Annotated in this window: 8 protein-coding genes; 4 read left to right on the top strand and 4 right to left on the bottom strand. The window is 41.4% G+C overall.

The genetic code is table 11. The annotated features are described in order from the left end of the window. Window positions 1-16 precede the first annotated feature (16 nt). Both EWE74_RS20695 and EWE74_RS20700 read right to left on the bottom strand, forming a co-directional pair. Window positions 17-1,294, bottom strand: a complete 1,278-nt coding sequence (locus EWE74_RS20695; protein WP_130143567.1) for a DUF4374 domain-containing protein — start codon at window positions 1,292-1,294, stop codon at window positions 17-19. 34 nt (window positions 1,295-1,328) lie between these two features. After that, window positions 1,329-3,716 carry a TonB-dependent receptor gene (locus EWE74_RS20700; protein ID WP_130143568.1) on the bottom strand — a complete coding sequence of 796 codons (2,388 nt, stop codon included), beginning with the start codon at window positions 3,714-3,716 and terminating at the stop codon, window positions 1,329-1,331. A 257-nt stretch (window positions 3,717-3,973) separates the two neighbouring features. Between EWE74_RS20700 and EWE74_RS20705 the strand changes: the two genes are divergently transcribed. Continuing rightward, window positions 3,974-4,993: a helix-turn-helix transcriptional regulator gene (locus EWE74_RS20705; RefSeq protein WP_130143569.1), complete on the top strand. Its 1,020-nt coding sequence runs from the start codon at window positions 3,974-3,976 to the stop codon at window positions 4,991-4,993. A gap of 65 nt (window positions 4,994-5,058) precedes the next feature. Here EWE74_RS20705 and EWE74_RS20710 read toward each other — a convergent pair whose 3' ends face one another. Further along, window positions 5,059-5,790 (bottom strand): LytR/AlgR family response regulator transcription factor, encoded by a 732-nt coding sequence (locus EWE74_RS20710; protein WP_130143570.1) that lies wholly within the window; start codon window positions 5,788-5,790, stop codon window positions 5,059-5,061. Beyond that, a complete protein-coding gene (locus tag EWE74_RS20715) occupies window positions 5,787-6,845 on the bottom strand; it encodes a sensor histidine kinase (RefSeq protein ID WP_130143571.1) in 1,059 nt (352 codons plus the stop codon). The genes EWE74_RS20710 and EWE74_RS20715 overlap by 4 nt, the downstream gene beginning before the upstream one ends. A gap of 220 nt (window positions 6,846-7,065) precedes the next feature. Here EWE74_RS20715 and EWE74_RS20720 point away from each other — a divergent pair, with 220 nt between their 5' ends. The 3 genes from EWE74_RS20720 to EWE74_RS20730 all read left to right on the top strand — a co-directional run bounded on the left by EWE74_RS20720 (window position 7,066) and on the right by EWE74_RS20730 (window position 16,217). Then, a complete protein-coding gene (locus EWE74_RS20720; protein ID WP_130143572.1) occupies window positions 7,066-11,121 on the top strand; it encodes a hybrid sensor histidine kinase/response regulator transcription factor in 4,056 nt (1,351 codons plus the stop codon). A gap of 257 nt (window positions 11,122-11,378) precedes the next feature. Further along, window positions 11,379-14,408, top strand: a complete 3,030-nt coding sequence (locus tag EWE74_RS20725) for a SusC/RagA family TonB-linked outer membrane protein (RefSeq protein ID WP_130143573.1) — start codon at window positions 11,379-11,381, stop codon at window positions 14,406-14,408. A 12-nt stretch (window positions 14,409-14,420) separates the two neighbouring features. Beyond that, window positions 14,421-16,217 carry a RagB/SusD family nutrient uptake outer membrane protein gene (locus EWE74_RS20730; RefSeq protein WP_130143574.1) on the top strand — a complete coding sequence of 599 codons (1,797 nt, stop codon included), beginning with the start codon at window positions 14,421-14,423 and terminating at the stop codon, window positions 16,215-16,217.

Below are 16,217 nucleotides of genomic sequence, written 5' to 3' on the forward strand. Positions count from 1 at the left end.
GCAGATTACTATTACATTAATTATCTTGAGGCGTCAAATATGCCACTCTCGGGATAGATGTAGCGCCACCTTTCACCACGATACCCGCTTTTCCAACACCTGTTTTTCCGTCGATGACATATACGGTAGGATCCTCATCAGGTGTTGTAATACCAATATATATTTTACCATTATGGATATATGGCCAACCTGCATTTGTAATCTCGTCTTTTGCAGGAATACCGGTCACCCAAGTGAAAGACTGAGTAGACATTTTGACGATGGCATATTGGGTTGCAGGGCTTTGGGATCCCGGTGCGCCTGTTTCGTTATACATCTCCAACAAAAAGTAGTCTTCGGAAATAGGGAATACTTTACGGAAACGGTGGCCACCTGACTTGGTCTCGATATCAAAGTAGTAGTCCGCATCAAAGTTGTTTGCACCACTATTTATCTTTAATGCCCCAGCCTTCTTCGTGGTTGCTGCACTGTACGAACCGGAGAAGACATACGTGTTCCCGTTGTTATCATTTCCAATCATGCCATAACGGGCACTTCTCATTTGGCCTGCCGAATAGCTTAGGCGATTATCGGTATAGAAATTCTTTACGACCATATTATCGGAATTAGCATCAAAGCCCACCTTAGCCACATAGACCATGTTAGGATCGCCATCCGTCAAGATTACTCCGGTGAAAAACTCATTGTTTCCGGCATCTACTACACCAACAAAGGAAGCCTCCAAGCCTGTCCCCTGAAAATTTTCGGATTCCAGATATTTTTGAAGCACAACGTTGTTGTTTTCAAAATCTATAAAATTGAATTTTCCAGCTTTTTTATCATTTGCCAAGGTTACCGTACGTCCGGCACCCACCACGTATCTGTCGGTAGACCCTACTGTGGTAAAGCCGTCCACGATTAGGATGTCTCCACCTGTACGCTGTAATTTTCCTTCTGCGCTCAGTTCAAATCCTGTGGCTGAGTAATCATTGCCCTGACCGTACAAAAAGCCAAAAGCTGCGTTGGTTCCACTTTCCGCCCAATGGGTAAAGGTATTTGCTTGGATGATTCCGTTGTCCACAATGGTGGTCTCACCACTTTCTACATCGCCTACCTGAAGAAAATAGGTCGTACCCTGTCCGGTACCGCCACTACCACCGCTACCGCCACTCAATGCCGCGGCAATCATAAACTGCGGGTCACCAGTGACATTGTTATCGCCACCGGGACCATCATTTTTTGAGCAAGAAGCCGTTGCCAAGAGCAAAAGGACTGCTCCCCATGGTCTCAATTTACTTACTGTTGAATTTTTCATTTTATATCTATTTTTAATATGTAATGATGAATTGTTATTTGTTCCTTTTCATAAAGAAGTATCTAAACTTCACATTAAAATTTCTACCCATTTTTTCTAACGCATAGTTGTCATATAACAGAACATTAGTGATATTCCTACCCTCGAGGGTAACATTATACTTACCGCCATCCATGATATAGGTGAGTATCACATCGTGTGATAGTTGTCTTGGGATGAGTGGCTTGTTTTCTGCGCCCAAACCTTCGGGACTTTGAGAAAATTCTTCCACAAAATTTAGCGTGTAGCCTACGTTTAAAGTATTACCTTTTTTAAAGAGGTCATGGAAATAATAGGCAGCATCCATATTACCGTAGAAATAAGGCACATTGGGCAACCTTTTGTTGTAGGTGCCGCTCAATGCCGTGCCGTTTGCGCCTCTGTACTTCTCTTTGTCCCGAAGATCCATCCAAGTAATCGTTCCGCCTATCATGGCCTTATTCTGATAGTAATATCTCACTTCGGTATCCAGCCCGATGTTGCGCGCTTTACCGTGATTAGAATTATAAGCTAGCCCATATCTGTCTTCAATGGTTCGGATAATATAATCTATTACATGTCTATAATAAGCATTGACATCTACATAGATCGTATTACTGGCATCCAGTTCTTTATTCAGTACGGCCCCGAGGTTGAAATTGTAAGAAGTTTCTGGTTTTAGGGAAATATTACCTGTTTCAAATAGTTCATCCCCAAAAAGTTCACGGTCTGTCGGCAATCTCAATGCCTTTTCAAGAGACGTTTTTAACTGTATATCCTTTAAAAAATAAGTTGTAGCCACGCCGTAACCCCAAGCAGGATACGTCACACGCTGTTGGTCGTACACCTCTTCTGCATTGCTTTCCGAGATATCCCGTGGTCCTTTGGATATGGTCAAGTATTGCTTTACAAACGTGTTGACGTTCCAGTTTCGGTTATGATTATAGCGGTGTGAAATGCCCAATACGTTCTTAATATTAACCCGGTCGATGAGTTCGCTTGCTGTCAGATCTTCAGAATTGTCCATGTTGGGTCTCCGCACAAAATAAGTATAGACATCATTGACAGAGATAGAATGCTTTGGACTGATCTGATAACCGATATTGGCGTTCCCGGAAGCATTTCTGTTAATGAATTGTGATAAGTTGTTGTTGGAAAAGCGAAACTCGCCTCTCCGGGCAGTTTGGAAACGTTCTCCATACCAGTTGTATCTATAGGTAGAAGTATCTGTTGTAACATTGTTATTTGCGTTGTAATTACCCGAAAGTCTTACACTTAATCCTTCCACAATAAGATTTCGCTTGTCATAAGAAAAGGACGGCTGAAAAGTAGTGGCGTGACTTGTCACTTCACCGAAGGAAGAGAAGAAGTTATTGGCATTCTGTATGCCTTTGTCTACTTGCCCTACAGTAAGATTTAAATACGCCCTGTCCGCCCAGGGTTTCCCCACAAAACCGACGCGACCGACAAGGCTATAGTTTTTATACTGATCGTTGAAACGTCTTACCTTCACAAGGTCTATAGACTGTGCTCCAGTTTCATAATCCACTATTCGTGCGTGTACAGGATAGTCGTTGTTCGAATAATTATATACCGCATTGACTTGTGCAGAGAAACCTGATTTTGCAGTGTAGTTCAAGTTGACGTTCGCACGATGGGTATTGTAGGATCCGTAAGAATAGGAAGCGTCCACGGAAGTATTGGCGCGTTGATTTGTCACAATGTTGATGACACCGCCCAATGCATCGGCACCAAACTCGATAGGAACGACACCTTTGTAAACTTCAATGCGCTCGGCCATCGTGACAGGGATGTTGTTTAGTTGAAATGCCGATCCAAAACCCTGCATGGGCAGACCGTCCATAAAAACTTTCACGTGTCTACCAGTAAATCCATTTAACGATATCGCCATATCTGATCCTACACCACCCGTTTCACGGATACGCACGCCCGAAGCTTTATTTAGCATGTGTCCGAGATCTAATGTGGTATTGTATTGTGATTTGGCATCTAAAGCCACAACGTTGAACGGCGATTCCCGCACTTCCTGAATAGCCGATTTACCATCCACAACCACCTGGTCAATGGTCGTATTGGGATCTACCCGAAGGCGAAACTGTAAACGTCTGCTCTCCCCTCTGGTCATCGTCACAACCTCGGTATGTGCCAGATAACCGGTTGCCGAACCGGTAACGTTATATGAACCTGGGGACACAACCAGTATGTAGTGCCCATCTTTGTCCGTCTCGGTACTATAAGCGGTATTATTTATATAGACGGTAACCCCAGGTAATCCTTTTCCTTCGCTGTCCCTGACATATCCGATTATTTTTCCCGCATCTCTATGCTGTGCGACAACCTGCAAAGTGATGAATAGAATAAATAAGAGTATAAGTTTCTTCATTTTTAATAACTGACCTAATTGATTTGTGATGCTTTAACTATTTGTTTTATTTAGATTAATTTTAAACTAACTTTAAATTGTGGCAAATGTAGAAAACGCGGACATCTCACATGTAACGTAAACCGGATTTTTGATACTGTTTTTGGGATTATCGTAAACTTTTCGACCAAAGGTAAATCAGCATCGACGAAATCCTTTTTGAGGCGATATAAACCATGCAACTTTGCACTGTTTAGAATGGTTAAAAATAATAGGTGGTGAAAAACGAGTCTGATATAAGAGTCTCTTTGTGGGAGGGCTATGCAAAATCTTTGCTGGAAATAGGAGTTCCTACTGAATATGCTGAAAGTGACATTTTGAATTATGAGCAACAGGACATCCATGGAGAGTGTGGAAATATCCATGTAAAGAAATGGTCGATGCCAGGTCTTTGTATTTTATGGCAGGAAATAGAAATGCTCAAGGACAATAGCTGTACTATTTTAGATATTAGAGAGCCTCATATAGCCATTGCCTGCTTTGGCAGTGACGGAAATCGGGATTTAGGAGATGAATCGATGTTGGGAAAACAACTTCCCGGAACATTGGAGCTTCATAATGCAGATAGGACTTTGATCCGGACATATCCAATGGAAAATGGTAAAAATAAGCAACTATCAATTATCTTGTCAAGACCTTTTTTGTCAAAGTTATTGTATGGAGAATACTGGTTCAAGAATCATAGTTGGCGAGATACGCTTCTTACAGATAAGGAAGGTTTTTATCAATATTTTATGGAGTTACCTCTACAGCATATTCTAAATGCTTTATGGAATGAGGATATTTTTGCACCATTAAAAAGATACTATTTCGAGATCAAGTTAAAGGAACTGTTTTTTATGCTGCACCTGCAGTCTGAAATATCCGATCTTGGTTCGGAGGTTCCGGTTGATATTCGGTCGAAACTGGTTGATGCAAAGGCATATTTACTTACGAACTACCATAAGGCACCTACGATAAAACAGTTGTCAAGAATAATAGGACTCAATGAGTTTAAATTGAAACACTTTTTTAAAATCATGTATGGTATGACCATAAAATCTTATGTGATCACTTTGCGGATGGAACAGGCGAAAAATCTCCTGTGGAATGGTTACGGCGTAAATGAAGTGGCCGGCCAACTAGGCTATAAGAATGTGTCTCACTTTATTTTGATTTTCAAAAGAACGTTTGGCGAAACACCCCGGCAAATGATACCGGAATCAAAAAAACACAGAAATCAGTCATTAACGATTTGATATGCTTCGTCATTTTTCCTCGAATCTGTCCGTCAATATGCGTCCACAGGCGCAGAAGGATACGCTTATTTGATCAACCCGGAGAAAACCGGATGTAGAGAATCTTTGTACTGTTTTCCAATAGTTATTTCCAGACCATCTATCCAGAGGCTGTTGGTCGCTAAAGAAGTGACAGCATCTAATGCCACAATATAGGACTTCTGCACGCGGCGAAATCTGTCCTGTGGCAATTTTTCGGATAAAGATTTCAATGTAGCGAGCGCAACGATACTTTTTTCGGAAGATTTAAGATGGATTTTTATATAATCTTTCAGTCCTTCTATATATTTAATCTCTTCCCACGGTACCCTAATTTGTTGATATCCCGACCGGACAAAGAGCGCATCCTCTTGTAAAAGTTCTGGGGCATGAAAGTCTGGTAAGGATTTAAAATACTTTATTGCCTTATCAACGGAGAGCAGGAAGTCTTCGTATTCGAACGGTTTTAATAGATAATCTAGCGCCTCCACTTGATAGCTTTCCATAGCAAATTGGTTGTAGGCTGTTGTAAAAATAATTTTAGGGCTGAATGGTCTGTCCATCTTTTTTAATGCGCGGGCTACTTCGATTCCGTTAATACCGGGCATGTGGATGTCAAGAAACAATAGATGGAAGTCAAGTTCTGTAACTTTTGCTATAATGCCCGAAGATGTATCGTAGGACTGTAATAAATTTAACACCGGAGTTCTTTCGACAAAAGAAGTGATCAACCCCAAAGCAGGTGGTTCATCATCAATGGCAATGCAGTTCAGTATCATGTCAGTTGTAAGATTAACTTTAGTTCAAACTCATTATTATCCGTGTCTATCGTAGTTGATAGCTGATGACGGCCGGGATATAGCAGCTCTAACCTTCTTTGCGCGTTTTGCAACCCTATTCCTCTGGAATTCCCATCTTCCAAAGATCCCGCTGTCGCGACGATCTTGTTTCTTGTCATAAGCGATAAAGTAGTTTCAGTCTGCTCGATAGCAATCAACATATTCCCTTTGGCTTCGGTATCTACGCCGTGCTTAAACACATTTTCGATGTAGCAAATCAATATCATTGGCGCGATGGGCATGTCTTTGACCGTTTTCGGTAAATGTAGCGCTACATTTATCTGTTCGTTCAATCTCGACCGCATGATATTGACATAATCTTTGATAAAAGCCAGTTCTTTTACTAAGGTAGTCTCTGCCCGCTGTACTTCGTATAATTGATACCTTAACAGTCGTGACATCCGCGCAAGTACGCTACGGGATGCTTCTTCATCAACAAAGCTGAGCGCATAAATGGTATTGAGCGTATTGAAAAGGAAATGTGGATGAATTTGTGCCCGTAGTGTAGATAGTTCAGACTGTATCTTCTCCCTTTCGAGCGTTGCAAGCCTAGTACTGTCTGCGCTCCATTTGCGCATGATAGACAGCAGCGTACTTATTCCGAGCACGATCAGTGTTGTCCATGTGGCAAATCGATCTAAGTATAACTTGTTCCATATCGATGGAATATTCAAAAATGGTATCTTATTATGCAAGTCAAGAAATCGCGATACGAAAGCCATAAAAAAAGATGCACTTAATAAGAATAGAATAATACTTATGGTAAAAAGCAGATATCGCTTCTTTATAAGAAACTTTGGCACCACGTAATAAGCGTTGAAATAATAGGCAATAAGGATAACACAAAAGTGTACAATCTGCTTGGTTATGAATTCCGGCGGATAAGATATTTCTTTTCGAACAGCGTGGGGATACCCCAGCAAAATAAAAGCAAGTAACGTCCAGATTAAAACATGTAATAAAAATTTGGTGTATCTATATCTGTTTATATCCATCTCAGCACATGCATATACCTATTCCTATAATTTAAAACCATTCCAATCTAGGGAAAAAGTAAGATAGAAAAAAAAGCTAATCAATAAAAATTACAGATTTTTTATTGTCATGATTTATCTATTAGGAAGAGGGATTTTGATGCAGATTTTTTTTAGTCTCTGTAATAAAATGTTATTTTTACATTTGTAATCAAGAAATCTAAGTAAACCTAGTAGAGCAGTGAGAGGAAGATTTGTTTGGAATAAAAGAATGTTGTTTGTCATCATGATGACCATCGGTGCTGTAATAGCAGCGGCTCAAGAACACTATATTTTCAGACATATTGATGCGAATAGCGGGTTGTCGGATAACATGGTCAAAGGCATAAATAGCCTGCCCGATGGTCGCATAGGTATCCGCACCCAAACCATCCTGAACCTCTATAACGGTGCAACATTTGATTATTTTAGAAAAGGAATCAACTCCGTATACCAATGGAATTTTAATGGCTATGAACGTGAGTACATAGATGCCCATGAGCGCTTATGGATTAAGCAACAGCAGCAACTTCAGTTGCTGGATCTAAAAACGAATAGGTTTGTCGGAGATATTGACGATGTGATTACATCCTGCGGTTTTCAGAAGAAACTTGCCGACTTTTTTATAGATAAATCAAAAAACCTCTGGTTTCTTGCTGACGATAACGAATTTTCATACTACGATATAGCGAATAAAGAATTGGTTTTTTTGCCAAAAATGGATTCGGTGTCGCGTAGAAGATATGGTGTGCCTCGACAGATCGAACAGGATGGTGATGATTGTTGGATTCTCTATTCCAAAGGACTGATACAAAAATGGAATTATAAAGCAAAAAAGATTATTGGCCATGACGAGAGTCTGGTCGAACGCATAAACCCCGATTCCCACAATATGGTCATGCGAATATCCTCCACGAGGGGGCTTTGGTTGATGCACCATACAGACGTTCTCTTTTATTCCTTTTCATCCGGACGTTGGGAAGTCATTAACAGCATTTCAGGTCTGTCCAACTTCTTCACCTGTATGGATGTCGATAAAGAAGGAGTGGTCTGGATTGGGACATCTCAATCCGAAATACGCATTGTCCGTGGAGGGGGGCAGAAGGTACAATCATTTGTGGGGATGCCATTGACTTCTGGCGGTGTATTGATAAACGACATAAGTTCACTGTATATTGACGATGATAATGGGGTGTGGATAGGAACATTGTTTCAGGGGGTATGTTACTACCATGCGAGTATGCGAAAGATTCATCTTTTGCACACGGTGGCACATGATAGCCCCATTACCAATGAAAATGTACGTTGTTTTCTGGAAGAACCAGACGGCTCGATACTCGTCGGTACGATAAACGGATTATTTCGATATTTTCCGCATTCTGGAAAGATTGTGTCGGTCTATAAAGAGTTGAATGGAAAACTCTGTATGTGGATTTATCGGGACAGCAAAGGACGCATATGGATTCCTACGTTTCTCAATGGGATTTTCTGTATTGAAAATGGAAAGGTAAGGCAATATGAAAAAAAAGGGATATCCATACATGCTGATCCCAATCCCAATAACGGACGTATGATTATGGAAGATGGGCAGGGGCAGTTATGGGTCAGTGTGTACGGAGGCGTTGGGCGTTTCGATCCAAATACGGGAAATATTGACTTTTTGCATGAAAAACATCCTGAGATCAAGCATCTCAAATTGGGGCTGACATTTTCACGCATGGATGACGAAACAATTGCTGTTGCCGCAGAGGAATTGTATTTCTACAATACCGTCAAGGACAGCGTTTGGTTTCCTTCTTATCGTAAACAGATAGATACACATGGTGCCGAATTTAACTTCATCCATCCCGATCACAGAGGTTTACACTGGATTAGTGTAGATGGGTTGAAAGTATGGGATGAGCAAGGCAAGAAACTGTATGAAGTCATGTTGCATGACGATATACCGAATCAAACCGTTTCAGCTATCCTAGAGGACAAGAATGGTGATATCTGGGTGTCTACGGTGAACGGAATAAGCAAAATTACAACAGAACGTCAAGAAAATGGATACATTTTTTCGGTCACGAATTTTGGACGTATAGATGGGGCGGGTACGCAGGCAGGGCGGTTCAATATTGGAGCATCCTTGAGAGCAAGCGACGGTACGATGTATTTTGGTGGTGTACATGGGGTCAGTGTTTTCAATCCCAGCCGCTTAATATACAATACAAGTAATCATAAACCTATTTTGACCGGTTTCCGGTTGTTTAATATACCTGTTCGGTTTGGAACGGAATATAATGGACGGGTTTTACTGGAACAACCAATCAACCATAGCCATCAAATTCGTCTCAAGCATGATGAAAACTTTATTACGCTTGAATTCGCTGGGATGAACTTTGTCAATCCATCTCGAACCTATTTCCGTTATATGATGGAAAATTACGATCAAGGTTGGACAGAAATACAATCTGATGGTGTGGGGCGTATCAATTATACCGGTTTACCGCCCGGAGATTATATATTTAAAATTTATACCGCCAATAGTGACAAAGTGTGGGGTGAGGAATATACCGAAATAAGTATTGTTATTGCTCCACCTTTTTGGGCGACCGTATGGGCCAAGATTTTTTACAGCCTGCTTTTTATTCTAGCTGTGATAGTGGTTCTCCGTTACTTCAACGAACGGAACCACCAACGACTTCTGCGACAACAAGAATTAGAGTCTCAACGCCAAAGGGAAGAGCTGGACCAGTTTAAGCTGAATTTTTTTACGAATCTTAGCCATGAGTTAAGGACGCCGCTGTCGCTCATCATGACGCCGCTGGACCTATTGATCAAAGAAGTGGCAGATTCATCTATAAAAGACAAACTTACATCGATATACCGGCGTTCTAAGGATTTACTCGTGATGGTCAATCAGCTGCTTGACTTCCGTAAGCTGGAGGTGAAGGGAGAGACATTACGCCTGAGCCATGGCGATATTGTCGAATTTGTGGAAGGTATTTATACCGCGTTTAAACCCTTGGCAGAAAGCAAAAAGCTGAATTTTATTTTTGAAGGACCCGATACAGCAATATATTTATATTTTGACAAAGACAAGGTATTAAAAGTTATCAATAATCTTTTGTCCAACGCTTTCAAGTTTACGGATATCGGCGACGTCGTTCGATTAACCATATCCAAGGAATATACTTCTTCACGCGATTATGTAAAGATTACGGTGACAGACACTGGGGAAGGTATTCCAGACGCAGATCTTTCGGGGATTTTTGATCGCTTCGGACAAGCTAATAATCAACGAGACGACCATACTGGCACAGGAATCGGGTTATATCTGGTAAAGGAATATATAGAATTGCATGAGGGAAAAGTTGATGTCCAAAGCAAACTAGGAGAGGGAAGTACCTTTATGGTGAAGCTTCCGACTGATCTATTTGAAAAGCAAGAGGAATCATTGCAAATGGAAGAAGTTGAAAAGCCTAAAGAAAATCTTTTAAAGCCTACCTCGACAAAAAAGATTCTCATCGCAGAAGACAATTCTGAATTTCGTAAGTTTCTAAGCCACGAGCTCGGCAAATATTATACGGTAACGGAGGCACCCGATGGAAAGCAGGCCTACGAATTGGCGTTAACGGAAGAACCGGATCTTATTCTCTCCGATATGATGATGCCCAATGTTGATGGTATTGCTTTATGTCAACAGCTGAAAAGCAATATCCAAACGTCACATATCCCCATCGTATTGCTCACAGCGCGTATGTCAGATGAGGTGCGTATGTCTGTATATGCAGCGGGCGCTGATTCTTATCTGTCCAAACCTGTTGTGTTCGATGTTTTGCACACTCGTATAGAGAATTTGATCGAACAGCAGGAAATGCGGAAGAAATTATTTCACACGACGATTGAAGTGACACCAAGCAGTATTACGATCAACTCACTGGATGAAGAACTCGTACAAAAAGCACTACAGAGTGTTGAAGCTAATATCGATAACCCGGATTATAGTGTTGAAGAGCTTGGTAGGGATATTGGTTTAAGTAGAGGTCATCTCTACCGTAAGTTACAATCCATCACCGGACAAAGCCCCGCTGATTTCATTCGGGCTATACGTTTGAAACGCGCTGCTCAGCTACTGCGCGATAGCCAGCTGAATGTAACGGAAATTGCCTACATGGTGGGGTTCAATACACTGAAGTATTTTAACAAACATTTTAAAAATACTTTCGGCGTGACACCATCACAGTTTAGAAATAGCGAAAACGATTCAATTTAAGTCCTTCCCCTCTCTTATAATACTATTTAAAACGGATGATTTGTAGTATTTTATGTGCTTATTTATGCCTTGTTAATATGTTATGCGCTCATCCATAGCGTTTTACATGATAAAACAAATGAACCCATTATTTGAGACAAAATGTACTAGTGTATCCGCACTAAAGGGCTGATATTTGTTTCGTTCAAGGTTGTAATACCAAGAATTGTCACGATGTTGATAGCCAATTTTAAACAGTTAATTATAAACTAATATGTATGAGACAAATTACAAATTTTAGATTTTTCGCGTTTGTTGCGATGTGTAGTATCTCGCTGTTTTATTTAACACCGATATTCGCACAGCAGATACAAGTGCGAGGACTTGTGAAAGATGCTGTTACAGGTAGTCCGCTAGCTGGCGTATCCATTCGTGTGAATAATGTTTCTCTTGGAAGTTCGGGAGAAGATGGACGATTTTCTCTTGGAGATGTTGCATCTGGTAGTTCAGTAGAGTTCCGGTTGATCGGTTACGAATCAATAATACAAAGAGCAACGGCCAATATGGAGGTATCGTTGGTTTCTAACGGTGATGAATTGGAAGAAGTGGTTGTTATTGGTTACGGTAGCGTAAAAAAATCCGACTTGACTGGTTCTGTAGGAAGTGTTTCTAACCAGACACTGACGAGAGGTGGCCAATTCAATGCTGCGGCAGGTATGCAAGGTGCAGTATCAGGAGTTAATATTGTTCGGAGCAATAATAAACCTGGTGGAGGATATGCTATTGAGGTGCGGGGATTAAGTTCTATTTCGAGCAGTAATGCTCCTTTAGTCGTTATTGACGGGGTGCCGGGAGCCGACTTAGATAAAATTAATCCAGACGATATTGAAAAGATCGATATTCTTAAGGATGCATCAGCTACAGCGATTTATGGTTCTCGCGGTGCGAACGGTGTAGTCATTGTGACAACCAAGCGCGGATTGGACGGTAAGCCGGCCATCTCATATTCGGGTTATGTCGGATTACGTAGATACATGAACATACCAGATATGATGTCGGGAGAAGAATATGTTCAACTTGCCCGGGAGGCACGCAGGGCGACTAATAACAATGAGTATGTTGCAGATGAGGCTATATTTTCGGATCCTTCAGAATTATTAGCTGTACAGAATGGTAATTACTTCGATTGGGTTGATGCTATTTCAAACAACGCTATGCAGACTAACCATACCATATCAGCTAACGGCGGGACGGAGGATGTAAAATATGCCCTGTCCGCTGGTTACTATAATGAAGGCGGTGTGTTGTACCCCCAAGGATACGACCGATATAGTCTGCGAGCAAACCTAGATTTAAAGGCGAACAGTTTTTTGGATTTTGGGGGAAGCCTTTATTTAACCCATGATATTCGGGAAACGGGAAATTCTGATTTGATGCAAGATGCAATACGCATGCGACCAACTCAACATCCTAACAGCCTTGTTGACGGTACAGAGCTATGGCGGTATCCCAGCAACGGATTATTCAATCCATTGGTAACGCAGCAAAACGAATTTAACAACACAAAGGGAACGAATATTTTAGCCAATGCTTATGTGAGTTTAAAACCGATAGCAGGTTTTGAACTACGTTCAACATTCTCTCCTTATATTGTCAATACGCAAGTGGGCCAATATCGCGGAGTATATACGAAAGCACTCCAGGGTACTGCGGCAGGCGCTACCAACAGCCTGCGCAAGTACACAGATATTAACTGGGTGTTTGACAACGTCGCTAATTACAAATGGGAATCAAGTGGGCACAAACTGGATTTTACAGGTGTTTTTTCCCTACAGCAGGATCAATACGAAAATATGCAGGCGGCTTCTCGCAATTTAAGTTTCAATTCATTATGGTACAACCTGCAGGGGGGCGAAATGACGGCACTTAATTCAGCTTATACACAAGTTAACTTAATGTCCTATCTTTTTAGAGCTAATTATACATTCAATGAAAAATATCTGTTGACGGCAAGTACCCGTTATGATGGATCTTCTAAATTGGCTCGGGGCAATAAATGGGCGCTATTCCCATCTGCAGCTATGGCGTGGCGACTTAAACAGGAGTCTTTTTTGAATGATGTGAATTGGTTGGACGACCTAAAACTCCGCATAAGTTACGGTAGAACCGGGAATGATTCGGTCTCTCCATATTCCACGGCTGGAACTATTTCTGGTCCTCGTTATTATGTTTTTGGCGAAGATGTGATTGGAAATATTCCGAACAATCTACGCAATGATGCCCTTACTTGGGAAAAAACAGCAGAATATAACCTGGGAGTTGATTTTGGATTATTCGGTAATCGGCTAAGCGGTAATGTAGAACTCTACAATCGGTTGACCACCGACTTGATTATGACAAGGAGTGTGCCCACCCACTTAGGCTACGGGTCCATTATGGACAATGTAGGTTCTGTTCGTAATAAAGGGATTGAAGCAACACTAAATAGTGTCAACATCAATAACGGCAATTTTAAGTGGAGTTCTGTTATCAATCTTGCCTATAATCATAATGCCATTGTCGATCTTGCCTTTAAAGAAGACTTGGGGCGATATTCTCCACAACTGGAAGGAATGGTCGGCGATTACAACAACCGTTGGTTCATCGGCCAACCTATCCGTTCGAACTGGAATCTCATGACGCTCGGTGTATGGCAGCTTGGCGAAGAAGCGGAGGCGGCAAAATATGGACAAAGTCCGGGGCAGTTTCGTGTCCGTGATTTTGATGGTGATGGTGCAATACATGCAGATCGTGATCGAGCACTTGACGGAAAAAGGCAAGCCGACTGGAATGGTGGTTTTACGAACATCTTTGAATATAAAGGATTTGATCTAGCTGTCCATGCGTATTGGAGAACCGGAGCTCGAGAAAGAAACCAATTTTATGTTTCATATGCCTTAGAAAACAATAACCTGAATTTCAATAACCTGCGGAAGAACTATTGGACGCCTGAAAATCCGTCGAATGATATGGCGCAACCTTCAAATATGGGGCCATATCGCGATCAGAACAGCACGGTTGCTTCGGTATCTCATGTCATGCAAAGTACAGATTTCTTGAAAATTGCTTACATGACTATTGGGTATACTTTCCAAAGTTCGTTTGCAGAGCAGATCAAAGCAAGAAATATACGTCTTTATGCAACTGTACAAAACCCGTTTATTTTTACCAGTTGGTCAGGATTCGATCCAGAGCAACCTAGTGCAAGTATCGGGGGAACTGATCTGATGACACGGAGTATTTTCTTCGGATTGAATGTATCATTCTAAAAATTAAGAAAGATGAAATTGAAAAAATATATCATTAAAGGAATCGCTATTTTGAGTATTACAGGTACCATGACTGCTTGTAGTAATTTTCTGGATGAGATAAATCATTCCAGCCAGTCCGCCGAAGAATTTTTTACCACGGCTTCGGGTTATGAAAATCTAATCATTGGATGTTATGCTGATTTAAGGAGTATATATAATAGCAAGGACTATCTCAACATGTCGCAGTTGGGTACGGATATCGTAACCCAGAATTTCATAGGTGCAATATCACCATTAAACCAGTATACGGTTACGTTCGATACTAATCAGGGAAGCAATAATGCACATTGGAATCGGCTTTATAGTGCGCTCAAAAATGTGAATGCGGCAATCGGGCGTGCACCAGATGTAGTGACGAAAGAGCAGGATTTAGACGGTATCGAACAGGACGTCTTAGATGTTCGGGTGGCTGAAGCGAAATTCTTACGTGCTCTTTATCTTTTCGAGATTGTAAAAAATTGGGGGCAAGGTCCATTATTAATAGAAGAACCGTTGGCTCCGGAGTATACTGTCCAAATGAGTTCTGCTCCCGCATTCTATGAACAGATTTTTACCGACTTGAATGACGCCATTACTAAATTGCCTGCGCGTCAGACCGGAAGCAACTACGGACGTGCTTCTGCTTCTGCTGCGAAACATCTCCGTGCATTGGCTTTGCTTACAAGAGGCTACGAAGATTACGGTACAACATCTGATTTTGAAAATGCGTATAATGAAGCCGTAGATGTAATTAACAATTCAGGTCACGTACTTGTAGATGATTATTTACAGATACATAGACGTGCAAACCAAAGAAATGAGGAGATCATATTTTCTATTGGCTTCTCTACAACGGCAAACAATAATGTAAACGAGCAGCATAAATATTATCTCTTTCCTTATCGCGAAGGCTGGCCGGGTTTGAGTAAAGATAATTATTATAGTAATGATGACGCCAGTTTTGTTCCTACGAAATACTTTTATATGCTGTTTGATTGGGCCAACGACCGTCGTGCTGAAGTAACCTTTATGAGTCCATTGAACGCGGAACCGGCGACCTCAATAGATGGCAGAAATACCGGCAAAAACTGGTTTCAGTGTACATCGCCTGTAGCGGGTCGATTTGCGCTTGGAGATACTGTTATTTATTTTCCCGTACCCAGTGATCCCAATTTTAAATTTTGGACACAGGCAGATAAAGATGCTGTTGAATTCACTGTTTACAATTTTCCTTCTGGTGATCCGGACGATATGTCACAAGATGATTATTTTCGTAACGCTTACCAAACGAGTAACTCCAATACCAGGGCATTTTTGCCGGTCTGGAAATTTAAAGATCCCAATACCATTTTCAATGAAAGCGGTGCTGCATCAAGTACCCGGGATATCTATTTCTATCGGTTAGCAGAAACGTATCTCATCGCTGCGGAAGCTGCTCTCCAAAAAGGTGACAATGGACAAGCGTTACACTATTTAAACGAAATTCGAGAACGGGCGGAAAAAGTTCCTGGTAGTTTGTCTAAAACCGGTACGGTAACACTGGATGACATCCTGGATGAACGGGCATTAGAATTGTTTGGTGAAGTGCCCCACTGGAATGATCTACAACGGACTCGTCGTTTGGGAGAGCGCGTACTGGCACACAACTGGGATGTAACACATATATACGGAGGAGCCCAAACACAATTGACGACAGGAACTTCAAAATTCTATTTGCGTCCCCTTCCATTGGCATGGTTGAATTCGCTCACAAATGGTTCTGAAATCGGAAATAATCCTGGCTGGTAA

Source organism: Sphingobacterium corticibacterium, assembly GCF_004208525.1.
Classification (GTDB): domain Bacteria; phylum Bacteroidota; class Bacteroidia; order Sphingobacteriales; family Sphingobacteriaceae; genus Sphingobacterium; species Sphingobacterium corticibacterium.